Genomic DNA, 24,521 nt, shown 5'->3' on the forward strand with positions numbered 1-24,521 from the left:
CAACCTACAGAAAGGGGAGGGCGAGATGGCTGATCTGACGTTTATTCATGCCGCTGACCTGCATCTGGACAGCCCGTTTTACGGCATTTCGCATCTGCCTGAACCGGTATATGCGCGTATTAAAGAAAGCACATTTCACAGCGTCCGCCGTCTTACCGACGGGGCGCTCCGGGAGCAGGCAGATTTCATGCTGCTTTCGGGAGATCTGTTTGATGAAGCGAACAGAAGTTTAAAAGCCCAGCTGTTTTTGAGAAAGCAGTTTACCAGATTACAGGAAGCGGATATCCAAGTGTTCGTCATATTCGGCAACCATGATCATTTGGGCGGTGAGTGGACACCGATTGAATGGCCGGAAAATGTACATATATTCACTTCGGATACACCGGAGGAAAAATCCTTCTTTAAAAACGGAGAGCTCGCGGCAAGCATATACGGATGCAGCTATCAGGAAAGAAGCGTAACGGCCAATCAGGCATCCCGTTACCGGAAAATGACCGGCGCGCCTTATCATATCGGCATGCTCCACGGCATGTTATCAGGAGCGGATGGGCATGACCCGTACTGTCCGTTTACGAAAGAAGACCTTGAAAAAAGCGGCATGGATTATTGGGCGCTCGGACACATTCATAAGCGGCAGGTTCTGTCCGCCAAGCATCCCGCCGCCATTTATCCCGGAAATATTCAGGCCCGCCATTTAAAAGAAACCGGGCCTAAGGGATATTATCTCGTCCGGGCGGCAGACGGTGAGATGTCTTGGGAATTCAAAGAAGCGCACGATGTCTTATGGGAGGAAATTGATCTTGATATTTCCGAAGCCGAGCATATGACCTCACTGATGAAAATGGCATCGGATATGTTCACCCGCTTGCGTGCCGCGGGCCGCCCGGCATGTGTCAGACTGGTGCTCCGCGGCGAGGCGCCCCGCTTTTGGACAGAGGCGCCCGCAGGCATTGCGGAGGAGCTTCTTTCCGCTTTACAGGAGGAAGAGGCTGAAGAGGAATGTTTCATCTGGCCGCTTGCGATTGAGGATCGGACGGATAAAACAGATACAGTGCCGCCGGATCCGTTTTTTAAAGGGCTTCTTCAGGACATAGAACAATGCGCGGACATGAGCGGTGTATTTGAAGCGCTCGAGCGTCATCCCGTATACCGGCGGCAGATGACTTTATTTACGGATGAAGAGATACTGGACATTAAACGGCAGGCTCAAGCCGTTTTAAAGCGCCAGCTGAAGGAGCTTCAGCGATGAAAATAACGACGATGCTTATTTACCAGTACGGGAAATTTTCCAACCGAAGCTTCCAGCTGTCAGATTCGCCCGTCCAAGTGATTTACGGCTTAAACGAAGCGGGCAAAACGACATTGATGTCCTTTATCAAAAGCGTACTGTTCGGTTTTCCGAAATCAAAAAAATACGAACCGAAAAACGGCGGGGTGTACGGCGGCGTTGTGGAACTGAAGCATGACGATTACGGCGCTGTTAAAATTGAACGCACAAAAGGCGCTGCCGAAAAAGTCAGAGTGTATTTGCCTTCAGGCGAAATCAAGGACGGAGAATGGCTCAAACAGCTGCTTTCCGGTACGGATCGGGCGCTGTACGAAGCAATTTATTCGTTTGATGTATTCGGACTGCAGGAGATTCAAGCCTTTAACCGGGACAAAATCGGCGAGTTTCTCCTGTTTTCCAGCTTATTCGGATCTGAAGCGGCGGCAAAGCTTGACGGCAGACTGGCGAAAGAGCTCGACAGAATGTATAAGCCGAACGGACGGAACCCCCGTTTAAATCAGGAATTGGATACGTTAAAGCGGCTCAGCGTCCAGCTGAAACAGGCGGAAGCTGCGGAAGCGGGCTATCACAGCCTTCTGGAAGAGAAAAAAAGCGCCGGCAGCCGTCTGCAGGATGCCGAAGCACAATTGAAAGATGTAACTGAAGAAATCAAAACAGTAAAAGCGGCGATAGAAGCAAAGCCGCTCGCAGACAAAAAAACAGCGTTGGAAAGCGAACTTTCTTCTTATCCGGAAGCATTGGAGCAATTCCCGAAGGACGGAATGCATCAGCTCGAAAAATACGAATCGCATCTCCATCCAAAAGCGGCCCGGCTTGAAGGGCTTCGGGCAAAAATGGCTGAAATCAGGCGGCAGGCTGAGCTGCTCGCGCCAAATGAGGACCTGCTGCAAAAAGAACGGCAGCTGCAGGAGCTTTCCGGCGAGCAGCATATGTACGAATCACGCGGCGAACAGCTTGCCGCCATCCAATCACAAATCAGGCAGATATCGGCCCGTGTTTCTTCAGGGTTACAGCAGCTCGGCGGCAGACATGAGGAAGACGGCATTCTTTCGCTGAACACCGATTATGAATATGAATGGCGGCTGCAAGAAGCCGTGCAGAGCGCCGGACAGGCAAGAGAAAGAAAAAAACAGCTTGATGCGATTTTCGAACAAGCGCGTCTGGAGCTGGAAGACGCAGAACGAAAGCATGCCGTAACGGCGGAAAACATCTTGGCTCCCGCCGTCAGGCAAGAAAAAGAAGCCGCTTTACAATCATATAAGCAAATGGCTGATACTGAAGGAAACGAATGGCAGGCGCATTTTCAGCAGCTGGAAAAACAGCGCGCCAAACAAAAAAAGCTCTTTCTCGGTGCGGGCATTGTGTTCATTGCGATTTTCGCTGTGTTAAAGGAATGGCTGCCCGCCGCCCTTTTTACCGGCGCTTTGATGCTGTATATGCTGTCTGGCATACAGAAGCCGCTGCCGTCAGAAAGAAGAGGGGCCAATCACAAAAAGCAGCCGCCGCCGATCTCAAAAGAAGAGGCTGACATTCTGCAGGAAGAGCTTTGGCGTGACGGCCGGCACCGCCAGCAGCTGATTGCGGACCAAGCCGTGCTTGAACAGAAAGAAGCGGCATATGAAAGAGTCATCCGCCAATATGAAGAATGGGAGGCAGAAATGGCGCCGTCTGAAAAACAGGCGGAACATTTTATGAAGGAACTGGGGTTTTCGGGCAGCCCGTCCCATCTTCTTGACGCATATCATGTGATGAAAGATGTCAAAAAAGAAATTCTTAACAAGCATGAACTGACCATTGAAGCGGGCCGGCTCCAAAAGCTGCAAAGATTATTTGAGGAACGGGTCAAAAAGCTGAGTCCTTCAGACGGCCGGGAGCTGTCCGTAAAAGAAAGATTGCGTGCTTTGCTGGCGCAGGCGGAACGGGCCCGTGAGGACGCAAAACGAAAGCAGGCTCTCGAAACGGATCTGCTGCATACCCAAGAGCAAATGCGCGAATTAAACGAAGAAGTTCATTACTACGAACAGCAGGTGAAACAGCTTTTTATGGCGGCAGACGCAAAAAACCGCGGACACTTCTGTGAGCTCGCCAGGCTGAATGAAAGCCGCCGGGAAACAGAGAGGCAGCTGCGCGAAATCGATACGCACTTGTCCGGCATAGGCCAAAAACAGCTGGCGCCGTACATGAGCCGTACAGTGCCCGAACTTGAACATACACTCGCTCAGCAGGAAAAAGAGAAAGAAACACTCGAGGAAAAAAGCGCGCATCTCCGTGAGCAGATTGCTTTATTAACGGTGAAGCAAGAGCAGCTGGAGTCCTCGGGGCTTGTGTCCGATTTAAAACAGCAGACAGAAATGCAGAAGGAACGCGTTAAAAAAACAGCTAAAGAGTGGGCCGCATTGCAGACGGTCAGACATGTGATCAGAGAAAAAATGGAGCGGCATAAAAAGGTGACGCTTCCCCGTCTGTTAGAAACCGCCGGCGCATTGTACGGACCGCTTACGGACGGACGCTATCACAAATTGTATTTCTCAGAGGCCGATGATTCCATTATGGTCATGCAGAAAGACGGTACGGTTTTTTCTGCAAGCGAGCTGTCACAGGCGGCATGCGAGCAGCTTTACGCGGCAATCCGTTTTGCCCTTGCGTCAGAACGGGAATCTGCGGTATCATTGCCGTTTTTACTAGATGACAGTTTTGTTCATTTTGACAGGCAGCGGCTGCAGCGGCTGTTTGATGTGCTGAATCAGCTTACAGAAGGCGGGCGGCAGATACTTTATTTCACCTGCCATGAGCATGTGAGCCGGTCATTTCACAACGGACAAGTCATGCGGCTCCTGTCATAAAAGAGTTTATTTTCAAAAAAGAGGTATGTGCTATACTGGTATTATGTAAGATATGGAGGGAGCTTTTAATAGAATGGCAAAAGGTATTATGCTGCACGAGGTCGGCGAGCAGGTCGATCAATACTTTCTGATTAAATCTTCGACTAAAGGAATCGCAAGCAACGGAAAACCATTTCTGACGTTAATGCTGCAGGACCAATCGGGGGATATCGAAGCGAAGCTGTGGGATGCCAAGCCGACTGATGAAGCAACATACGCGGCGCAGACGATCGTGAAGGTAATCGGAGATGTACATCACTATCGCGGACGAAACCAGCTTAAGCTCAGAAACATCCGGCCGGCCGGCGAAAATGAAAATGTCAGCATTGATGATTTTCTGGAAACGGCGCCGATTCCGAAAGATGAAATGATGGAGACCGTCACTCAATACATTTTTGAAATGAAAAATCCAAACATCCAGCGGATCACGAGACATCTGGTCAAAAAATATGCCGCTGATTTTATGGATTACCCGGCGGCTGCTAAAAACCACCATGAGTTCGTCTCAGGGCTTGCGTATCATGTTGTGTCGATGCTGAACCTGGCAAAAGCGATTGCCGATCTGTATCCGTCTCTTGACCGGGATTTACTGTATGCGGGAGTCATCCTGCATGACCTCGGCAAAGTAAAAGAGCTTTCAGGCCCTGTTTCCACAACATACACCGTGGAAGGGAATCTGCTGGGACACATTTCAATCATGGTGACAGAGCTTTCAAAAGCAGCCGAAGAGCTTCAGATTGACGCTGAAGAAGTGCTGATTCTGAAACATTTGATTTTAAGCCATCACGGAAAAGCGGAATGGGGAAGCCCGAAACCGCCGATGGTGAAAGAAGCGGAAATTCTGCACTACATTGACAATCTGGATGCAAAAATGATCATGATGGACAGAGCGCTTGAACGGGTGAAGCCGGGCGAATACACTGAGCGTGTATTTGCGCTTGAAAACCGTTCTTTCTACAAACCGACTTTCCATCAATAAGAAAAAAAGGCCGATCCTTTACGATCGGTCTTTTTTACGTTCAGCTCTCATAACTTGTCTTTATCAGGCATAGCTTAAAATAAAGACTTTGGGTAAAAAGGGAGGAAACAACGTGCTATTTTTTCCTTGGTGGGTATACCTTTGCATTATCGGGATTATTTTCAGCGCTTATAAGCTTTTTACGACAGCTAAAGAAGAGGAAAAGCTTGACCAGTCGTTTATTGAAAAAGAAGGAAGAGTGTATATTGAACGGATGGAGCAGGAACGCAAGCGCCGTATGGCGGCGCCCGAAAATGAAAACGGAGATGCAGAAGAAAATTCCAATCATTCGATCGCATAAAAAAACTGTGCGGCTCGCCTAGAGCCCGCACAGTTTTTTTATTTAGATTGAGAAGATGATGATGTTGAAGTGTTAAACGTGTCTTTTAAGTCCTTGTCTTCAACTTTTACGTCAGCTTTCTTCATGACTTTTTGAATCGCTGCCTGCACGGCTGAGTTGTCGTTTAGTTTCTGTTTAAGAACTTCTTCTTTCAGTTCTTTTTTCATGTCATCATATTTGCCGCGTTCTTCCGTCTTTTTGATGATATGATAACCGAACTTTGTTTTGACCGGATCGCTGACTTGTCCGACTTTCAGGCCGAATGCTGCTTTGCTGAATGTTTCATCCATTGATTTTTTATCGAACCAGCCAAGGTCGCCGCCGTTGTCTTTTGAGTTGTCGGTTGAGTATTCTTTCGCAAGCGTTTCAAATTTCTCGCCTTTTTTCAGCTTTTTCTCCACTTCGTCAGCTGTCTTTTTGTCAGCGACAAGGATGTGGCTCGCGCGGATTTTACCTTTTAAGCCGTCGTAATATTCTTTCGTATCGGAGTCAGTCACTTTGATGTTGTCTTTCGCCGCTTTTTGTGCAAGCAGTTCGTATTTCACCTGATCTTTCAGGTAATCTTCGCCGTACTGCTGTTTAAGGGCGCTGTACTGATCGCCGAGCTGCGTTTTGTACTCTTTCAGCTTGTTATCAATGTCTTTGTCCGATACTTTGTATTTTTTGGCTAATACTTTTTCTTGTACGAGCTGTGTCAGCACACTTGCGCCCGCGGTTTTTTTCATGTTCGTGTAGAGCTCGCCTTTTGTTACATTGCCGGCATCCGTCTTGGCAATCACGTCGTTGTCGCCGCTGCTGCAAGCGCTGAGAGCCAGGACGCTCGTTGCCGTAATAGCTGCTATCGCGATTTTCTTCATTCCTTTAAACACTCCTAATCATCCAAATTAAATTGCATATGCGTATCATAACATATTGTGGCTTTCTGTAAAAAGATTTTAAATAAAGGGCATTCGTCTAGTCAAACTTTTTCCTGATACATACAAATATATTGATCATGAAAAGGAGGTAATGAACCATGGGCGGAGGATATTCAAACGGTTTTGCACTGCTCGTCGTATTGTTCATTTTGCTTGTCATTGTAGGTGCAGCTTACATTTGCTAAGCGAAACGGATCGCTTTTTCCAAAAGCGGTCCATTTTCTTACCCAGGCGCCTAATCGTTTCTGAAGTGAATTGCATATGATGTAATTGGAAAAATAAAACGTTTTGTAGGAGGTGCTTCTGGAGATGGGTGAAGTATTTGCAGGCGGTTTTGCATTGTTGGTTGTTCTGTTCATCTTATTGATCATCATCGGCGCTTCTTGGATTTACTAAAAAAAGATGGCTGTCCGCGTTAATCCGCCGGCAGCCATCTTTTTTTGCCTGTTTACACAGTAAAGGAGATCTCGACGAACGAAGAGATCAGTAAAATTAAAATAGATACATTAATAAAGCGGAATACCTTATCCTGCCGGTCTTCAGGAATCTCTCTGACAAGGCATAATGTATTTGTGAGCCTGTTTATAAAATAAAGAATAAACAGGGCAGCCACGATAAAATAGAATAAAATGATGGGAGATTCCCCCTCTCTCTGAACTGCTCCCATATTACATTACCAAATATTTATTAAAAAAGATAGAATGTAAGCTGAAAAATCAGCGGGACATCAGGACTCCGGCACTTTTTTTACTAAAATATCATAGCCGTCGGATTCCTGGTCAATCAGACATGATTTCGGCGCTTTGACCAGATGCAGCGCAAACAGAAGATCAGGCAGGCAATAGCCCGCATGAATGCTCGAAATCATATAAAAGTAATGGGCGTGTCTCGGGAATGCCAAGCCTGCATAAAATAACACCGGCGTAATGAATAAAAACGGGCTGATCGTTGAAATCAGCATCGTTGTTTTCGGTATGCCTTTCCATGTCGGCATCCGTAAAAAGTACATTTTCATTTCCTTTTTTCTTTTTTTGCAGATCATTGGCAGGACATGTATGACTTTATGTACAAATAAAGTAACGACGAGCAGAACGCAAAAAGCTAATACATGCCCGTCACTTAAACTGATATTCGGACGAAGCAGCCCGAATGCCAAGAAGTTGCATATAAAAAACAGGATCATAAAACCTACAGCAGTCAATAATAAACGAACCGCACCATAATCTTTAATCAGATTAATGGTTTTCCAGCAATTCATCAGAGTCATCCTTCCGTACAAAGATGGAATACAATCTCAAAATAATTTACTCTCTTCAGGAGAAAAAATCAATCCTTTTTTAAAGAAAAAAATAAACCCGGAAAGAGAAGAACAGAAGAGAGCGGTGAAACATGGAAATGTACGGTTTAACCTTTCTTCTCCATTCATTATCAGCTAAAATAAGATTAAAGATAGAAAGAAGTGAAACGGATGGATTCAATGGATCAGCGTATCGGGCGGTTAGAATATTACATACAATTGCTGGTGAAAACGGTGGATATGGATAAGTACCCTTTTTATGCGATGATGATTGAAAAAGGGCTGACCGAAGAGGAAGGTGAAGAGGTCGGGCGGATCTGCCGCGAATTGGAGGACGAGCTGGAGTCGCAAAAAGCGCAAGGCTTTGTGACGTTCGACAAGCTCCTTGCGCTTTTTGCGGGACAGCTGAACGAAAAATTAGATGTTCATGAAACGATTTTTGCTTTGTACGAGCAGGGGCTTTATACAGCGCTGATGGAAGAATTCATCGAGATTATGAAGCACTTTGATTAATTGCTGACCGGTTCCAGCTCTTCAGCCGTTTCATGGGCAGCCGATTCGCCCGCTTTTTTCTTCAGGCTTCCGTCTTCACTTTCAAAATCATTGTTTATGTTTGTCAATGATTTCTCGAATATCTCCATAAAATCTTCTCCGTAAATGTGGCGGATGACACAGGTCAATTCTTCCATCTCCGGGAACTTCCCGAATAAGTGGTAGAGCGGCTGTGAGCCTTTAAACACCGCGTTTCTCGACGGGTCAAACTCCTCTAGCAGACTTTCAAATACTTTTTCCCCTTCTTCTGTTAACTGAATGTACGTGTTCCGTTTGTCATTCAGCCGCTTGGAAAAATTCAGATACCCGCGTTCTTCAAGTTTTTTTGAAAAATTAAATGCAGTTGATACGTGCATAACGCCGAATTTGGCGATTTCCGAAATAGAAGCTCCTTTAAGCTGATAAGCAATCCATAATATATGATGTTCATTAATATTAAGATCGTACGGCTTCAGCCAATTCTGCCAGTCTTTCTCGATAGATTTCCACAGCGCTTTGGATAGCTGTGCCATTTTTTGGGTATAGATTAAAGCTTCTTTTAAATCGTAAGGCGGTTCAACACGATTCAATACAGATCACCTGCTTCACATTTTCTTTTCCTCTATTATGCCAATAAAATAAAGATTAATAAAGATGAAAATTTAAGAATTTTATAATAAATTCTAAATCCGTTGCTGTGAAAGGCTTTAAACCGCAAAAAAAAGTGCGGAACGCAATATGTCCGCACTTTTTTTGGTTGTATAGGATATTAGTTTTGTAAGGTTTTCTCCAGCTGTCTGATTTTCTCTTCAATATCAGCGATTTCCTTTTGGAGATCCTGCTGGTGCGGCTTGATTTCCTCCTGCCACCTTTTAATGCTTGTCTGAAGCTCTCCGCCTACGTCTTTAATGACTTCGGCGCTTTCTTTCGCCGTTTGGACAAGCTGGTCTTTCAGCGCCATTCCGTCTTTTTTTAACCGTTTGATTGTGTCCTCAATAGAATTGCAATTCGCTTTGATTTTGCCCCGCAGCTCTTTTCCGGATGAAGGAGCCGAAAGCAAAACCGCTGCGCCTCCGATCAATCCGCCTACGAAAAGGCCTGTTAAAAGGGAACGTCCGTCAGCCATTTGAAATCACCCCGTTTTTTTTCTCATAAGCTTTTACCATTTTTGTTCAGAAGAATAAACTTCTATACATAGCTTGCTTTATTTTAGCATATTTTTTAAGGGAAAAGGAGGGAGAAGGTTGTCTGTCTTCATGATTGTTTTATCTTGTATGGCTCTTGTCTTTGCGGCGGGCGCCGTTTATTACCTGAAACTGCTCGGCCAGGCCGCTTCTTATCCGCCGAAGCGGGTCGTCCGCCAAAAGGCCATTGTCTGCTCAGCAGGAACCGCCCTCGCATTGTTCCTTATCTTTTTCACAAAACTTCTCGTATGAAACATGCTGAAACACATTAAAAAACCTCTTCCGGCCGGAAGAGGTTTCAGTATGCGGCTATTTTGCCGTTTCAATCATATTGGAACGTTTTAAGATCGTCTGCACAATCGGATACATGATGATAATGGCGATTGCGTTCAGCGCAGCCGCCGGAAGGACGACCGCGAGCACCAATGCCGTGAATCCGCCCGGCAGGCCGACAATCAGAAGGGCCAGCGCCAGAAAGATCACACCGGAGATGAAAGTGCCGGCTATCGTAATGACGGCAGCCGCCGCTGTTTTCACGCTTTTTTTCACCAAAAGCGCCAGCGCGAGAAACAGAAACGCCGTTACCGGTTTTTCAATGATATTCGGAAGCTGTCCCCCCGGAAAAGATGTCGTGAGTGCGGAAATGATTCCCGTTACAATCCCGATCATCAGCACGTTCTGCACACGGGGGAATAACAGAATTCCCATGAACATCATCACAAGCATCATGTCGGGTTTCATTCCGAATAATACCGGCGGCATAATGGAATGAAGCACCGCTCCGATTGCCGCAAACAGGGCCATAATGACTAATTCTTTTGTTTTCATACTAAGCTCTCCTCTGCTAAGCTTTTTCGCCATCCAATAATATGCTCGTCATTTATTGCGATGGCCGGAAAAATTGATATGCCAACAGTATATCAAAGGAACTGTCGGGTTAGAAGAAATTTATTCGTTTTCCTGCTGGAACTTTCTCATAAACTGAGCCAGTTTTTCACAATCAGCCAGGCTGACGGCGTTGTAAACAGACGCCCTGCAGCCTCCGACTGAGCGGTGGCCGGCGAGTCCGGTCATTTTTGCCGCTTTCGCTTCTTCAACGAATTTTTTAGTCAGACTGCTGTCGCGGAGGGTGAACGTAATATTCATGTGAGAACGGCTGTCTTTTTCGGCATGGCCCGCGTAAAATCCGCCGCTTGCATCGATTGTGCCGTACAGGACATCCGCCTTTTCCCGGTTGCGCCGTTCAGCCGCTTCGACACCGCCGTTTTCAGCCAGCCATTCAAGGACGAGGCTCAGCATATAAATCGCAAATGTAGGCGGTGTATTATACAGTGAATCGGCTTTTGTGTGGGTGGAATATTTCAAAATTTTAGGAACGTTGGCGTTTTCGTTTTCAAGCCATGATTTTTTCATGATGACGACCGTAACGCCGGACGGCCCGAGGTTTTTCTGGGCTCCGCCGTAGATGACATCAAACTTTTTGACATCAAATTTTCTGCTCAGGATGTCGCTTGACATGTCGGCTGCGAGCGGAATCGGTGAATTCGGGAACTCTTTCCACTGCGTTCCGAAAATCGTGTTGTTGGACGTAATATGCAAGTAGGCGCCGTCTTTTATCTGTGAGAGGTCCGCTTTCGGTATATGGTTGTGGTTTGAATCTGCGCTTGTTGCCGTGACGGATGTGTTTCCGAACAGTTTCGCCTCAGCGAGGGCCTTTTCAGACCATGCGCCCGTCACGATGAAGTGCGCCGTCTTCTCCGGCGTTAAAAAGTTCATCGGCAGCATTGAGAATTGAAGGCTTGCTCCGCCTTGGAGAAATAAAATATCATAATCGTCGGGGATATCCATTAGTTCTTTCAGAAGGGTTTTCGCTTTTTGATGCACCGCGTCATATTCTGTGCTCCGGTGGGACAGCTCCATGACAGACATGCCGGTATCATTGAAGTTGATAAATTCTTTCTGTGCTTTTTGCAGCACATCCAGTGGAAGGGCTGCGGGTCCTGCATTGAAATTCGTTGTACGTTCCATTTTTACGATCTCTCCCTGTTTTCCGCTTTAGTGTAAGAAATAATACAATTATCCTATCACAATTTTTAGATTTTTTTGATATGAAAAAATATTATTTTATGTATTTTATGTTTCGGGCGCAAAAAAACCTCATCCTTAAGATGAGGCAAGCCGTTTTCTGACGGTTGACGCGATCTCCTGAAGATCGTCAGGCGTATAGTCTTCGGCATGTGTCTTCCAGACGGCTCCGAATCCGTCGCCTTTTCCGTAACGCGGAATGATATGCATGTGAAAATGGAACACGGATTGGCCCGCTTTTTCACCGTTGTTATTGAGAATATTCAGCCCGATCGGCTCGAATTCATCCCGGATGGCGCGCGCGATTTTCGGCACCGCTTCAAAATATTCTTTAGAAAGCTCAGGCGTAAACTCGTACACGTTTTCGATATGTGTTTTCGGAATGACGAGCGTGTGGCCTTTTGTGACCTGGCTGATATCGAGAAACGCAACGACGTGTTCGTTTTCATATACTTTTGAAGACGGAATGTCGCCGGCAATGATTTTGCAGAAAATACAATCGTCCGCTTTGTGCATAGATGGGTTTCCTCCCTGAAAAGAAATATATGTATATTCTCATCGTACCACAAAACCCGCCGAAATAAAAAACAGGATGAACGGCTGGCGTTCATCCTGATGCAGAAGTACGAGCTTTATCACAGAAAATTAAATATGCCTTTTGTAAGCACCTCATTTGTTTTTAAAATGAAGACTTATGGGTCTGCTTGATCATTCCTGGGACAAACACCTCATTTGATTATTTCATCATGACTGAAGAACATCATCAAAGCAGTGTGTGAAGAAATTGTAAGCATAAGACATGTTGATTTTCATCCAACTGTTCTAAGACGTCTTTTATAAACACCTCATTTTCAGTTGATTAAAGCTGTTTCCTTCTACACACATTATGATGTCCGCTGTCACGATAACTATGCAGGCTTTTTTACGTGAGAAAAAAAGGGAATCGTTTCAAATCAGCCTTTATTTTTGGTACTATGAAGAAAAACGAATCAGAAGGGGAGAAATTATGTCTCTGCTATCGGTAAAAGACTTAACCGGCGGTTATACGAGAAACCCGGTTTTAAAAAATGTTTCATTCACCCTTGAGCCGAACCAGATTGTCGGACTCATCGGATTAAACGGCGCGGGCAAGAGCACGACGATCCGGCATATTATCGGTTTAATGGACCCGCATAAAGGCTCGATCGAGCTGAACGGCAAGACGTTTTCAGAGGATAAAGAGGGCTATCGTTCGCAATTTACGTATATCCCCGAAACGCCGGTGCTGTATGAAGAACTGACGCTCAAAGAGCATTTGGAGCTGACGGCCATGGCGTACGGCCTTTCGAAAGAAACGCTTGAAAAAAGGCTTCCGCCGCTTCTGAAAGAATTCAGAATGGAAAAAAGGCTGAAATGGTTTCCCGCTCACTTTTCCAAAGGGATGAAGCAGAAAGTCATGATCATGTGTGCGTTTCTCGCGGAGCCTTCGCTTTATATTATTGACGAGCCGTTTCTCGGACTTGACCCGCTTGCGATCAATGCATTGCTGGAGCGGATGGACGCCGCGAAAAAAGCCGGATCAAGCGTGCTGATGTCAACGCATATACTGGCGACGGCAGAGCGCTATTGTGACGCTTTCATCATTTTACATAACGGCGAAGTACGCGCAAGCGGAACGCTGGAAGAATTGAGAGAGCAGTTCGGCATGAGAGACGCCGCTCTTGATGATTTATATATTGAACTGACGAAGGAAGACGCCGGCCATGAATAATATGTCTACTATTTGGCAGTCCCGGCTTGAGGAGCATATAAAGGAAACCAGAATGTATATGAAATATATGCTCAATGATCATCTCGTCATTGTCCTGATCTTTTTCATTGCCGGCGCTGCGAGCTGGTACAGCAAATGGGTCAAAGACATTCCCGTTCATTTCCCGTCCTTTTGGGTGATGGCGGTGCTCTTTTCGATCGTGCTGACGGGTTCATACGTCCGGACGCTGTTAAAGGAAGCGGATCTCGTGTTTCTGCTGCCGCTTGAACCGAAAATGGGGACTTACTTTAAGCATGCATTCAAGTACAGCTATCTGTCACAGCTGTTTCCGCTTATCGCTCTGTCGCTTGTATGCATGCCTCTGTTTTTCGCTGTAAGTCCGGGGGCGTCGCTTGCGTCGTATGCCGCCGTTTTTATTCAGATGCTGACGGTGAAAGCGTGGAATCAGGCCATGGAGTGGCGGATGACATTTATGAATGACAGAAGTATGAAAATGATGGATGCGGTCATACGTTTTATCTGCAACACGCTGCTTTTATACTTCGTCTTACAATCGTTTTATCTGTACGCCGCCGCCGTCTACATTGTGATGGCCGGCCTTTATGTCTATTTCACATCAGCCGCGAAACATAAATCGTTAAAATGGGAAGCTCATATTGAATATGAATTAAGAAGGAAGCAGCGGTTTTACAGAATTGCCAATCTGTTTACCGATGTGCCTCACTTGAAGAAACAGGCAAAACGCAGAGCGTATCTCGACTTTTTGCTCAGAATGATTCCGTTCGAGCAGCGGAAAACGTTCTCCTATATGTATGCCCGGGCCTTTCTTCGCTCAAATGATTATCTGGGCATTCAGGTCAGGCTCACGATTATTTTTATCCTGATTATTATGCTCGTTTCCGCCAATCCGTTGATAACAGCGGCGTTAACCGTATTTACCGTCTTTATTACGGGGATACAGCTTTTGCCGCTGTTCGGGCATTTTCAACATCTGTCGTTACAGGAGCTTTACCCGGTCAATCAGAAAGTGAAGCTGAAAAGTTTCTTTTCACTGATGAAATCGGCGTTAACCGTGCAGGCCCTGCTGTTTTCGGCAGCGTCGGCCTATGCCGCGGGAGTCAGCGGGGCGCTTTATGCCGCTATCGCTTCAGCCGTCCTGATATTTGTGATTATGCCTTCGTATATGGGCGGCAGATTGAAAAAGTACGGCAGGCTGTAATCAAATGGGTTTTTGAAACCTATACGAAAGAAGGAGACGCGGATGACCGGCGATCAGCAGCTGATACAGGAAGCCCTGCAATGGAAAGCGCGTTTTTTGCGTAAGGATTCCATGTTTGAACGTTTTTCTAAAGGCATGCAGGCGAAAATAAATGAGCGGATTCCCGGGAAAATTCATGCCGTCATCACAGAAAGCATTAAAAAAATGACCGAAGCAACAATGGCGGGGTCAAACCTGGTAAAAAGCAAGCGGGATACAAGCGGCATGTCGCTTACAGAAAAAGATGCCCTTGCCAGACAAACTATCGCATCCTATCAAAAGGTGGCGGCAGCCGAGGGCATCGGTACGGGGGCCGGCGGAATTTTTTTTGGGATGGCTGACTTTCCTTTGCTGTTGTCCATTAAAATGAAATGTCTGTTCGATCTTGCCTCCGTTTACGGCTATGATGTGAAAGATAGAGATGAACGATTGTTTTTGCTGTTTATTTTTCAGCTTGCTTTCTCAAGCGGTGAACAGCGGAAACGCATATATTCAATTATTGAACATTGGGATTCAAAAAAGCATGAAGTTGATTGGAGAGTTTTTCAGCAGGAATACCGCGACTATCTGGACGTGGTGAAATTGTTTCAGCTTTTGCCGGTCGTCGGAGCCGCCGTGGGCGGAGCGGCCAATTATAAACTGCTGTCACAGCTCGGCGAGACGGCAAGGCACGTTTATCATTTAAGAATCACAGCAGCCGGTACGTAATGTACCGGCTGTTTTTTATGCCCTATCGGGGGTAGCTCACTGCGGCGCCGATCAGCACCTTGGCGGCGGTCAGCATCGCTTTTTCATTAAAATCAAATTTCGGATGATGGTGAGGGTAAATAGATTCCGCATCGTCTAAAGCGGCGCCCGTAAAGAAAAAAGCGCCTTTTGTATGCTGCAGATAATAGGAAAAATCCTCTCCCGCCATCTGCGGCTCTCCTTCAGCGACTTTCGTGACGCCGTCTGTTTCCGCGGCGGCTGCCGCAGCGTGCGCCGCTTCCTCCGGATGATTGACGACGGCGGGATAGCCGCGTTTGAAACGATACTCATAGGAAGCGGAGTGCATGGAACAGATCCCTTTTACGACGGCTTCTATTTCTGCTTCAAGCAGGCTGCGCACCTCTTCATCAAACGAGCGTACGGTGCCTGTGATGACTGCCTGATCAGCAATGGCGTTAAACGGATTTTCAGCGATGAACGAGCCTGCTGAGATGACGGCCGGCTGCATAGGGTTTACACGCCGGCTCACGATATGCTGAAGGGCCGTGACGATTTGTGAGCCGATTAAAACGGCGTCTTTCGTATCGTGAGGGATCGCACCGTGGCCGCCTTTGCCGATGACTTTAATCGTAAAGCCGTCAGCGGCGGCCATTACTGGGCCCGGGCGGCATAAGACCGTTCCGACGGGTTCAGTCGCCCATAGGTGTGTGCCGAAAACGGCATCGACATGTTCAAGGCAGCCGTCCTCAATCATTGATTTTGCTCCGCCGGGAGATAATTCCTCGGCGTGCTGGTGGATCATCACAAATGATCCTTTCAGTTTTTCCCGGTTGTGATAAAGCACTTTTCCGGCAGCAAGCAGAGCCGCCGTATGGCCGTCGTGGCCGCAGGCGTGCATGACGCCGGGAATTTGTGAAGCATAGGGCACATCTTTTTCATCCTGTATCGGCAAAGCGTCAAAATCAGCCCTGAGCGCGACACAAGGTCCCGGTTCTCCGCCTTCAATATAGGCTGTGACGCCGTTTCCCCCCACGTTCGTCCGGATGGGAACGCCGAGCTTTTCATAAAACGAAGCGATGAATGCCGGTGTTTTTTTCTCTTTGAAGGAAAGCTCGGGATTCCTGTGAAGGTGACGTCTGATTTCAACCATTTCCTCGTACAGCCCGTCAAGTTGAGCGTACAAGCTTTTTTGAAGCGTCGTTAATGTCAAAAGCGGTGCCCCCTCGTCTGCTTTTCCCATGATTGTATAGAAAATGTCAGAAGATTTCAATCTTTTTGCTACGGAAGAATGATGATGGCAGCAATCGTCGTGACGATAAGCCCGGCCGTCACCGGGATAAAGTTTTTTCTGGCAAGCTCAAACGGGTCAACTTTACAAATAGCCGCAGCGGGAATAAGTGCCCAAGGGACCAATGTTCCGCCCCCGACCCAGATCGCTGAAATCTGGCCCAGCGCCGTTAAAACGGCCGGATTCGTATGAAGCGCGGCGGAAAACAGCTTTGCCATCGATCCTGCAAGAGAAATACCGGAAAAGCCTGAACCGTCAAGCCCGGTAATCGCACCGACTGCGGTCAGGGCGATGCCGGCGAATTCCCCGGACATCGGAAAGGAATGGGACAGCGCCAGGCCAAGGTCATTGACGATACCCGCAGACCCTTTCGGCAGGGGGGTGTTCAACATACTTTTAAACCCCGCGTCACCAAGATAAAAGAACGCCGCGATCGGAATGACGGGGCCGAATACTTTAAAGCCGAATTGAAAACCGCCGATAAAATACTCAGTGATCTTTTCTAAATGCCGCTGCTTATGCACGATGAAATGAATGATCAGGAGAATGCCGATCGCCGTTCCCCCGACGAGTGCCGTCGCATCATTTCCCTGCAGGCGGTAGACGATCATGCAGATAATATCGGCGAGGAAAACAAGCGGAATGAGAACAGCCAGAGTCACCCTGAGTTTTTTCGGGAGATACATGCTTGTGTCCAAAGAACCGGAGCTGTCAAAGGAGAGGGGGACCTGCGTTTTTTTTCGCTCCCGCATGATGAGAAAAAAAGCGGTGATTGTCGTCGTTAACCCCATGATTAAAACGAGCGGAATACTAGCCTGCATGACATCGCCCACAGGAACGCCCGCGGCATCGGCTGTCAATTTCGGCGCCGCCTGAATGACGTAATCACCTGATAAAGCGAATCCGTGGCCGAACAGGTTCATCGCCATTGCCGCGGCGATCGGAGAAAGGCCCGCCCGGATCGCCGCGGGAAGCAGCACAGCGCCGATCAGCGCCACACCGGGTGACGGCCAGAAAAAAAGAGAGATGGCAAACATCAGGCAGCCGATGATCCAATACGCGGCAGCCGGCCCCTTCATCAGCTTCGCAAACGGAGAAATCATCGCTTCATTAATACCTGTTTTGGTCAAAAGTCCGCTCATGGCCACGATAAAACAAATAATAAAAATTGTCGGCAGCAATTCCCCGGCGGCATACGTGAAGCTGTGAAACAGGCTGCTGACCGAAGCGGAGAATGAATGCGTCGTCCATAGCGCAATCACAAAAATACCGGCAAGTGAAATAAAGGTTGTATCTTTTCTGAGAAGCATAAAAACGATAATGGCCGCGATAAAAGCAACATAAAGCAGGTGTACCGAGTAGATGCCGATCCCCAATTGAACCACTCCGTTTATAAATAGGATTGCTACAGGTTATTCATAGGCGGGCGGAAGGTGCAAAGGGGGAGGCGGAAAATCGGGACTAAAAAAAGCCGGAGAATCTCCGGCGGTTTTAATCTATAGCGTAATAAGCGGTTACATAAGACGGGCGGGAGAAAATGGACGTCGTGTCGATGCCGGCTGATGTTCCGCGTTTTTTATGGGCTTCCTGATAAGAGTTTGACTGCTGCCAGCCCTGAAAGGCTTTTTCCTCTTCCCACAGGGTCAGGATGACATACGTGTCGCCTTCAAGCGGCCTTAATACGCGGATGGCTTCAAAGCCGGGTTCATTTTCCACTTTGCCGGCGCGGTTTTTAAACCGGTTTTCAAACAGCGGACGGCCTTCCTGGGTAACGGCGATGTTATTGAGGACGGCGTAGCCCGGATGTTTGATTTCACCGACACTGTCGATGCTTTCATAGGAATGGGGCGCCTGAAAAACGGTTTCTCCATTTGTCTCATGGATTAAAATCGCATTTTCCTCTCCTTGCATCAGCACCATATTCTCATTTGGGTGTTTCTTTGCAATCGTTTTTAAAAAATCGGCTGTCCCGTATGTAATATAAACCTTCATATCAGCCACCTCCTGCTTGCTAGTATAACAAAAGAGTGGTATAAGTTTCTATTGGCGACTCATTCTGACATAATTCGAAACAATATTTCCCATACTACAAGTTAAGAAAGGCGAGGTGACTTATGCTGAAAAAGAAAAAAAGATTCTTTATTCCGGCTGTAATTGCGGCGGTAACCGCTTTTCTCGCGTTAATCGGATACATTATCATTATATTTCTCGGCCATTATGTCATCGATGAAAAGAAATTAATCCTGCACGCATCTTCAAAAATCGTCGATCAAAACGGTGATGAAATCGCGAGTCTTTATACGGAAAACCGCGAACCGGTATCCATTCAGGAGGTTCCTGAAGATGTGAGAGATGCCTTTATCGCCGTTGAAGATAAACGGTTTTACGAACATCACGGCATTGACGTGAAGTCTGTCGGCCGGGCGATGTTCCGGGATATTTTAGCGGGCGGCAAGGTGGAGGGCGGAAGCACGATCACCCAGCAGCTGGCGAAAAACATTTTTCTGACTCATGATAAAACATTTTTGCGCAAAACGAAGGAAGTCATTATCGCCATCAATCTTGAGCGTGATTACAGCAAGGATAAGCTGCTTGAAATGTACCTGAACCAGCTCTATTTCGGCCATGGCGTTTACGGCATTCAAGCCGCGTCTCACTACTATTTTAATAAAGAAGTAAAAGATTTAACCGTTGCAGAAGGCGCCGTTCTGGCGGCTATACCGAAGGCGCCTTCCCTTTATTCGCCGATTCAGCATCCCGGCAAAAATAAAGAGCGGCGCGATACGATTCTTTCCATGATGAACGATCAAGGCTATATCAGCGCAAAAGAAGCCGTCAGAGCCCAGGGCCGGACATTGGGGCTTCATATCAAGAAAACATCTGAAACTCCTTGGTTTGACAGTTATATCGATCTTGTCATCAAGGAGGCGGAATCCCGTTATTCGATGTCAGGCGAACAGCTTCTTCAAGGCGGCTATACGATCAGGACATCGCTTGATTCCAAACTGCAGAAAACGGCATATACGCTCATGAGGGAAAGCGGCTATTTTCCGGGAACGGATCAGGCGGCGGAGGGAAGCGCCGTCTTTATTGATAATAAAACCGGAGGCGTCCGCGCGGCGGTCGGCGGTCGGGACTATGTGACAAAAGGATACAACAGGGTAACGGCGCCGCGGCAGCCGGGCTCAACGTTTAAGCCGCTTGCCGTATACGGGCCCGCCATGCAGGAGGACAAGTTCAAACCATACTCGCTTCTTCAAGACAAACTGCAGTCTTACAACGGGTACGAACCGAAAAATTATGACGGACAGTACAAGGGGCAAGTGACGATGCAGGACGCGATCACCTACAGCATAAATGCGCCCGCTGTCTGGACATTGAAGCAGATCGGCGTGGATACGGGAAAATCGTATCTTAATAAAAACGGCATAAATATTTCTGACAACGGACTCGCGATTGCGCTGGGCGGTCTGTCAGAAGGCGTCACCCCGCTTCAGCTGGCCGGAGCTTATCATACATTTGCTGCAAACGGAATGTATACGAAGCCATTTTTTATAGAGAACATCATGGACGAAGACGGAGAAACGATATCCGGGCCTAAAAACGGCAAAACGCGCGTCTTCAGCGGACAGACGGCATGGAATATGACGAGGATGCTTCAGCAGGTCGTAAAAGAAGGAACCGCTTCACAAGGCAGCTATCAGGGCGGCCTGGCGGGGAAAACCGGCACGACGTCATTTACCGGCGTCCCCGGCGCCACGAAGGACGCCTGGTTTGCGGGATACACTCCCGGACTGACGGGAGCCATCTGGATGGGGTATGACAAAACAGATAAAACCCATTACCTGAAAGGCGGAAGCCAGTATCCTGTCAGACTCTTTAAAGATATCGTCACAAAAGCGGGGGAAAACGGCAAAACATTCAAAAAGCCTGAAAATGTGAAAGAACTGGGAAGCCCGATTGAGCTGAAAGCGGTGAAGTCCCTGTCGGCCGGTTATACATTTAAGGCGATGGGACTGATTACGGTTCAATTAAAATGGGATGCTCAAAAGGATGATCGGGTTGTTTACCGAATATATGAAAAGAAAGACGGAAAAGACAAGCTTCTGGATTCGGTGAAAGGAAAAGGCAGCTTTGACATACCATACGCCAACCTGTTTTCAGGGGCTTCATACAAGGTCGTTCCATATAATTCACAGACGAATCAAGAAGGAGAGGGAACGGAATACGTTCAGCCGAAGCTTTTCTCTTCTTAATGATGAATTCGGCGATTTTTTGAACATTAGGCCTCAATTCTATACCATTTTAAAAAAACAAGGTATAGTGTAATGGGCGAAGAACACGAACGTATGGTTGCAGGAGGAAAGGTGGAAATTCAGATGAGTAAACGAGAAGCGTTTAATGATACGTTTTTAAAAGCGGCACGGGGAGAAAAAACAAATCACGTCCCTGTCTGGTACATGAGACAGGCGGGGAGGTCACAGCCGGAATACCGCAAGCTGAAGGAAAAATACGGCTTAGTCGAAATTACGCATCAGCCCGAGCTGTGCGCGTATGTGACGAGACTTCCGGTCGAGCAGTACGGAGTGGACGCTGCCATTTTATATAAAGATATTATGACGCCTCTTCCTTATATCGGAGTGGATGTTGAAATTAAAAACGGAATCGGCCCGGTGATCGATCAGCCGGTGCGCTCTGCTGCGGATATTGAAAAGCTCGGCGAACTGAATCCCGAACAGGATGTTCCTTACGTGCTGGAAACGATCAAATTACTCGTAAACGAACAGCTGAATGTCCCGCTCATCGGTTTTTCGGGAGCGCCTTTTACGCTGGCCAGTTATATGATTGAAGGCGGGCCTTCTAAAAATTACAACAAAACAAAAGCGTTCATGCACAGTATGCCGCAAGCGTGGCAGATGCTGATGGACAAGCTCGCGGATATGATTATCGTTTATGCAAAAGCGCAGATTAACGCCGGCGCAAAAGCCATTCAGATTTTTGATTCCTGGGTCGGCGCGCTGAACCGCGAAGATTACCGGCAATTTATAAAACCGGTGATGGACAGAATTTTCCGGGAGCTTTCAGCAGAACAAGTTCCGCTGATCATGTTCGGCGTAGGCGCAAGCCACCTGGCCGGAGACTGGCATGACCTTCCTCTTGACGTTGTCGGTCTTGATTGGAGACTCAGCATAGATGAAGCCAGAAAACAAGGCATCACAAAAACGGTTCAGGGCAATCTTGATCCGTCGCTTCTTCTTGCGCCTTGGGAGGTCATCGAGAAAAAAGCGAAAGCGATTCTTGACCAGGGTATGAAAACGGATCGGTTTATTTTCAATTTAGGACACGGCGTATTCCCTGATGTAAACCCGGAAACGCTGAAAAGGCTGACGGCGTTTGTGCATGAATACTCCGCGGCTAAAATAGGGGAACAATCTTCCTGAGCAGATCGTTGGTTATAAGAAGATTTTCCTGTCAAAATCAAGATAGACAGACCATCAAAAGAGGTGTTTAACAAAATGAGCAGCAAAAAGAAAATGGGACTTCTCGTTATGGCTTACGGAACGCCTTACAAAGAAGAAGACATAGAACGTTATTATACACATATCAGACGCGGAAGAAAGCCGGAGCCGCACATGCTTCAAGACTTAAAAGACAGATATGAAGCGATAGGAGGCATTTCGCCGCTTGCAAAAATTACGAAGGAGCAGGCGGAGAAGCTCGGACAGCGTTTAAATGAAATCCAGGACGACGTCACATTCAAAGTGTACATCGGATTAAAACATATTGAACCGTTTATCGAAGACGCGGTGGCGGACATGCATAAAGACGGCATTACAGAAGCTGTCAGCCTGGTGCTCGCCCCTCATTTTTCAACATTCAGCGTCCAGTCATACAACAAACGCGCCAAAGAAGAAGCGGAGAAGCTTGGCGGCTTGACCATCAAGTCGGTTGAAAGCTGGTATGATGAACCGAAATTCGTTGATTATTGGGTCAGCCAGGTGAAGAAAACGTATGAATCAATGCCGAAAGAAGAACGGGATGACGCGATGCTGATCGTCTCAGCGCACAGCCTTCCTGAAAAAATTAAAGAATACGGCGATCCGTATCCTGACCAGCTGGAGGAATCCGCAAAACTGATTGCCGAAGGCGCCGGAATTACCGATTACGCAGTCGGCTGGCAGAGCGAAGGGAACACCCCTGATCCGTGGCTCGGGCCGGACGTGCAGGATCTCACGCGCGAGCTGTATCAAAAGCATCCTTATAAAGCATTTGTATACGTGCCCGCAGGCTTCGTTGCCGATCATTTAGAGGTGCTTTACGATAATGATTACGAATGCAAAGCTGTGACCGATGAAGTCGGCGCAAGCTACTATCGTCCGGCCATGCCGAACGCACAGCCCGAATTTATCGACGCGCTTGCAGCGGTCGTGCTGAAAGAGCTGGACAAGTAGAACTAAACGGTAAAGAAGGCGATAAAAATGAGTGGCGATAAAAAACATCTGGTCATCATCGGCGGCGGCATAACGGGATTAGCCGCCGCCTTCTACATGGAAAAAGAAATCAAAGAAAAACAGCTGCCGCTTGAGGTCACCCTGATTGAAGCGGGCCCGAGAGCGGGCGGCAAAATTCAGACGGCGCATAAAGACGGCTACATCATTGAGCGGGGGCCGGATTCTTTTCTGGAAAGAAAAAAAAGCGCTCCGCAGCTCGTAAAAGATTTAGGGCTTGAGCATCTGCTCGTCAACAATGCGACCGGCCAGTCTTACGTGCTCGTCAACGAGACGCTTCATCCGATGCCGAAGGGCGCGGTGATGGGCATCCCGACAAAAATCGCTCCGTTCATCTCCACCGGCTTATTCTCTGTTCCCGGAAAGGCGCGGGCGGCGCTGGATTTTGTTCTGCCTGCGAGCAAGCCGAAGGAAGATCAGTCTCTGGGTGAATTTTTCCGCAGACGCGTCGGTGACGAAGTTGTTGAGAATTTAATAGAACCGCTTTTGTCAGGGATCTATGCCGGAGATATTGATAAGCTGAGCCTCATGTCCACATTTCCGCAATTCTATCAGACTGAGCAAAAGCACAGAAGCCTGATTCTCGGTATGAAAAAATCGCGTCCGCAGCCTTCAGGACAGCAGCTGACAGCCAAAAAGCAGGGGCAGTTTTTAACGCTGACGACAGGGCTTCAAACGTTAGTGGAGGAGCTGGAAAAGCAGCTTACGCTGACAAAAGTGATGAAAGGCACGAAAGTCACCCATATCGGCCGCGAGGAGAAAGGATATTCCGTGACGCTTGATAACGGCAAAGTGCTTCATGCGGAAGGATGCATTGTAACAGCGCCGCATAAAGCCGCGGCGAAAATGCTTTCTGATCTGCCGGCGGTTTCATGTCTTAAAGACATGCATTCTACGTCCGTCGCCAACGTCGCCTTAGGTTTTCCTGAGGGAGCCGTCAAGATGGAGCATGAAGGTACGGGATTCGTTATCTCAAGAAACAGCGACTTCTCCATCACGGCCTGCACATGGACGAACAAAAAATGGCCGCATGCGGCGCCGGAGGGCAAAACACTCCTCAGGGCGTACGTCGGAAAAGCCGGAGATGAATCCATCGTAGATCTTTCAGATAACGAGATCATTAACATCGTAATGGAAGATTTGAAAAAAGTAATGAATATCAAGGGCGAGCCGGAAATGACCTGTGTGACCCGCTGGAACGAAAGCATGCCGCAGTACCATGTCGGTCATAAAGAGCGCATCAAAGAGTTCAGAGACGCGCTGAGAGCTTCCTATCCGGGTGTATACGCGACGGGCGCGTCTTTTGAAGGGGTGGGCATCCCAGACTGTATCGACCAGGGAAAAGCTGCCGTATATGATTCACTGGCTTATTTATTTGAAACGTACCAGCCTCCGTTATCTTAAAACGGAGGTTTTTTTGCATGTTCCCGTTCTGTAAAGGGAACACCAATAAAAAGAAAAAACAT

26 protein-coding genes are annotated in these 24,521 nt (G+C 47.5%); 15 read left to right on the forward strand and 11 right to left on the reverse strand.

Annotated elements, in window-relative coordinates:
• Positions 1-25 precede the first annotated feature (25 nt).
• From AADZ70_RS00690 to AADZ70_RS00705, 4 genes are all read left to right on the forward strand, one after another.
• Positions 26-1,249, forward strand: a complete 1,224-nt coding sequence (locus tag AADZ70_RS00690; RefSeq protein ID WP_342007539.1) for a DNA repair exonuclease — start codon at positions 26-28, stop codon at positions 1,247-1,249.
• Positions 1,246-4,131, forward strand: coding sequence for an AAA family ATPase (locus AADZ70_RS00695; protein WP_342007540.1), 2,886 nt, complete (start codon positions 1,246-1,248; stop codon positions 4,129-4,131). The genes AADZ70_RS00690 and AADZ70_RS00695 overlap by 4 nt, the downstream gene beginning before the upstream one ends.
• Positions 4,132-4,204: 73 nt before the next feature.
• Positions 4,205-5,149, forward strand: coding sequence for a 3'-5' exoribonuclease YhaM (gene yhaM, locus AADZ70_RS00700; RefSeq protein ID WP_047476692.1), 945 nt, complete (start codon positions 4,205-4,207; stop codon positions 5,147-5,149).
• A 112-nt stretch (positions 5,150-5,261) separates the two neighbouring features.
• The gene (locus AADZ70_RS00705; RefSeq protein ID WP_342007541.1) at positions 5,262-5,489 is read left to right on the forward strand and encodes a sporulation YhaL family protein; all 228 of its coding nucleotides are present in this window, start codon (positions 5,262-5,264) and stop codon (positions 5,487-5,489) included.
• Between the two features lie 38 nt (positions 5,490-5,527).
• On the opposite strand, the gene AADZ70_RS00710 is transcribed toward AADZ70_RS00705, so the two are convergent.
• Complete coding sequence (locus tag AADZ70_RS00710; RefSeq protein WP_342007542.1) at positions 5,528-6,385, reverse strand: peptidylprolyl isomerase; 858 nt, start codon at positions 6,383-6,385, stop codon at positions 5,528-5,530.
• 158 nt (positions 6,386-6,543) lie between these two features.
• On the opposite strand from AADZ70_RS00710, the gene AADZ70_RS00715 reads away from it, so the two are divergent.
• Together AADZ70_RS00715 and yhzE2 are read left to right on the forward strand one after the other, a co-directional pair.
• On the forward strand, positions 6,544-6,630 hold the full coding sequence (locus tag AADZ70_RS00715) for a YjcZ family sporulation protein (RefSeq protein ID WP_016938346.1): 87 nt from the start codon (positions 6,544-6,546) through the stop codon (positions 6,628-6,630).
• A gap of 124 nt (positions 6,631-6,754) precedes the next feature.
• A complete protein-coding gene (gene yhzE2 / locus AADZ70_RS00720; RefSeq protein ID WP_013351705.1) occupies positions 6,755-6,841 on the forward strand; it encodes a sporulation protein YhzE2 in 87 nt (28 codons plus the stop codon).
• Positions 6,842-6,893: 52 nt separating this feature from the next.
• On the opposite strand, the gene AADZ70_RS00725 is transcribed toward yhzE2, so the two are convergent.
• Positions 6,894-7,112: a hypothetical protein gene (locus AADZ70_RS00725; protein WP_003155245.1), complete on the reverse strand. Its 219-nt coding sequence runs from the start codon at positions 7,110-7,112 to the stop codon at positions 6,894-6,896.
• A 60-nt stretch (positions 7,113-7,172) separates the two neighbouring features.
• The gene (locus tag AADZ70_RS00730) at positions 7,173-7,703 is read right to left on the reverse strand and encodes a DUF3267 domain-containing protein (RefSeq protein WP_047476697.1); all 531 of its coding nucleotides are present in this window, start codon (positions 7,701-7,703) and stop codon (positions 7,173-7,175) included.
• Between the two features lie 210 nt (positions 7,704-7,913).
• On the opposite strand from AADZ70_RS00730, the gene AADZ70_RS00735 reads away from it, so the two are divergent.
• The gene (locus AADZ70_RS00735) at positions 7,914-8,255 is read left to right on the forward strand and encodes a YhaI family protein (protein ID WP_003155243.1); all 342 of its coding nucleotides are present in this window, start codon (positions 7,914-7,916) and stop codon (positions 8,253-8,255) included.
• On the opposite strand, the gene AADZ70_RS00740 is transcribed toward AADZ70_RS00735, so the two are convergent.
• Both AADZ70_RS00740 and AADZ70_RS00745 read right to left on the reverse strand, forming a co-directional pair.
• On the reverse strand, positions 8,252-8,863 hold the full coding sequence (locus AADZ70_RS00740) for an HTH-type transcriptional regulator Hpr (protein ID WP_016938344.1): 612 nt from the start codon (positions 8,861-8,863) through the stop codon (positions 8,252-8,254). The genes AADZ70_RS00735 and AADZ70_RS00740 overlap by 4 nt on opposite strands.
• Positions 8,864-9,042: 179 nt before the next feature.
• Complete coding sequence (locus tag AADZ70_RS00745; protein ID WP_007409224.1) at positions 9,043-9,399, reverse strand: YtxH domain-containing protein; 357 nt, start codon at positions 9,397-9,399, stop codon at positions 9,043-9,045.
• Between the two features lie 118 nt (positions 9,400-9,517).
• On the opposite strand from AADZ70_RS00745, the gene AADZ70_RS00750 reads away from it, so the two are divergent.
• Complete coding sequence (locus tag AADZ70_RS00750; protein WP_007409223.1) at positions 9,518-9,709, forward strand: hypothetical protein; 192 nt, start codon at positions 9,518-9,520, stop codon at positions 9,707-9,709.
• A 57-nt stretch (positions 9,710-9,766) separates the two neighbouring features.
• Here AADZ70_RS00750 and AADZ70_RS00755 read toward each other — a convergent pair whose 3' ends face one another.
• The 3 genes from AADZ70_RS00755 to AADZ70_RS00765 form a co-directional block, all read right to left on the reverse strand.
• Entirely contained in the window at positions 9,767-10,285 is a 519-nt protein-coding gene (locus tag AADZ70_RS00755; protein WP_016938343.1) for a tryptophan transporter, read from the reverse strand.
• Positions 10,286-10,405: 120 nt separating this feature from the next.
• Positions 10,406-11,485, reverse strand: a complete 1,080-nt coding sequence (gene serC, locus AADZ70_RS00760) for a 3-phosphoserine/phosphohydroxythreonine transaminase (protein WP_045925268.1) — start codon at positions 11,483-11,485, stop codon at positions 10,406-10,408.
• 135 nt (positions 11,486-11,620) lie between these two features.
• Positions 11,621-12,058: an HIT family protein gene (locus AADZ70_RS00765; RefSeq protein ID WP_007409220.1), complete on the reverse strand. Its 438-nt coding sequence runs from the start codon at positions 12,056-12,058 to the stop codon at positions 11,621-11,623.
• A gap of 490 nt (positions 12,059-12,548) precedes the next feature.
• Between AADZ70_RS00765 and ecsA the strand changes: the two genes are divergently transcribed.
• From ecsA to AADZ70_RS00780, 3 genes are read left to right on the forward strand one after another with little or no spacing between them, the layout of a single operon-like run.
• Positions 12,549-13,292 carry an ABC transporter ATP-binding protein EcsA gene (gene ecsA, locus AADZ70_RS00770; RefSeq protein WP_016938341.1) on the forward strand — a complete coding sequence of 248 codons (744 nt, stop codon included), beginning with the start codon at positions 12,549-12,551 and terminating at the stop codon, positions 13,290-13,292.
• A complete protein-coding gene (locus AADZ70_RS00775) occupies positions 13,285-14,511 on the forward strand; it encodes an ABC transporter permease (RefSeq protein WP_342007543.1) in 1,227 nt (408 codons plus the stop codon). Before ecsA ends, AADZ70_RS00775 begins: the two co-directional genes overlap by 8 nt.
• Positions 14,512-14,553: 42 nt before the next feature.
• A complete protein-coding gene (locus AADZ70_RS00780; RefSeq protein ID WP_047476700.1) occupies positions 14,554-15,258 on the forward strand; it encodes an EcsC family protein in 705 nt (234 codons plus the stop codon).
• A 22-nt stretch (positions 15,259-15,280) separates the two neighbouring features.
• Here AADZ70_RS00780 and AADZ70_RS00785 read toward each other — a convergent pair whose 3' ends face one another.
• The 3 genes from AADZ70_RS00785 to hmoB all read right to left on the reverse strand — a co-directional run bounded on the left by AADZ70_RS00785 (position 15,281) and on the right by hmoB (position 18,538).
• Complete coding sequence (locus tag AADZ70_RS00785) at positions 15,281-16,468, reverse strand: M20 family metallopeptidase (protein ID WP_342007544.1); 1,188 nt, start codon at positions 16,466-16,468, stop codon at positions 15,281-15,283.
• 68 nt (positions 16,469-16,536) lie between these two features.
• The gene (locus AADZ70_RS00790; RefSeq protein WP_095240995.1) at positions 16,537-17,922 is read right to left on the reverse strand and encodes a hypothetical protein; all 1,386 of its coding nucleotides are present in this window, start codon (positions 17,920-17,922) and stop codon (positions 16,537-16,539) included.
• A 115-nt stretch (positions 17,923-18,037) separates the two neighbouring features.
• Positions 18,038-18,538 carry a heme-degrading oxygenase HmoB gene (gene hmoB, locus AADZ70_RS00795; RefSeq protein WP_016938336.1) on the reverse strand — a complete coding sequence of 167 codons (501 nt, stop codon included), beginning with the start codon at positions 18,536-18,538 and terminating at the stop codon, positions 18,038-18,040.
• A 122-nt stretch (positions 18,539-18,660) separates the two neighbouring features.
• Between hmoB and AADZ70_RS00800 the strand changes: the two genes are divergently transcribed.
• The 4 genes from AADZ70_RS00800 to hemY all read left to right on the forward strand — a co-directional run bounded on the left by AADZ70_RS00800 (position 18,661) and on the right by hemY (position 24,459).
• Positions 18,661-20,802, forward strand: a complete 2,142-nt coding sequence (locus tag AADZ70_RS00800; protein ID WP_342007545.1) for a PBP1A family penicillin-binding protein — start codon at positions 18,661-18,663, stop codon at positions 20,800-20,802.
• 123 nt (positions 20,803-20,925) lie between these two features.
• Positions 20,926-21,987, forward strand: a complete 1,062-nt coding sequence (gene hemE, locus AADZ70_RS00805; protein WP_029575331.1) for a uroporphyrinogen decarboxylase — start codon at positions 20,926-20,928, stop codon at positions 21,985-21,987.
• A 75-nt stretch (positions 21,988-22,062) separates the two neighbouring features.
• Entirely contained in the window at positions 22,063-22,998 is a 936-nt protein-coding gene (hemH, locus tag AADZ70_RS00810) for a ferrochelatase (RefSeq protein ID WP_016938333.1), read from the forward strand.
• A 27-nt stretch (positions 22,999-23,025) separates the two neighbouring features.
• On the forward strand, positions 23,026-24,459 hold the full coding sequence (gene hemY, locus AADZ70_RS00815) for a protoporphyrinogen oxidase (protein WP_016938332.1): 1,434 nt from the start codon (positions 23,026-23,028) through the stop codon (positions 24,457-24,459).
• Positions 24,460-24,521 lie beyond the last annotated feature (62 nt).

The organism is Bacillus sp. YBsi01, from assembly GCF_038406745.1.
GTDB lineage: Bacteria > Bacillota > Bacilli > Bacillales > Bacillaceae > Bacillus > Bacillus siamensis.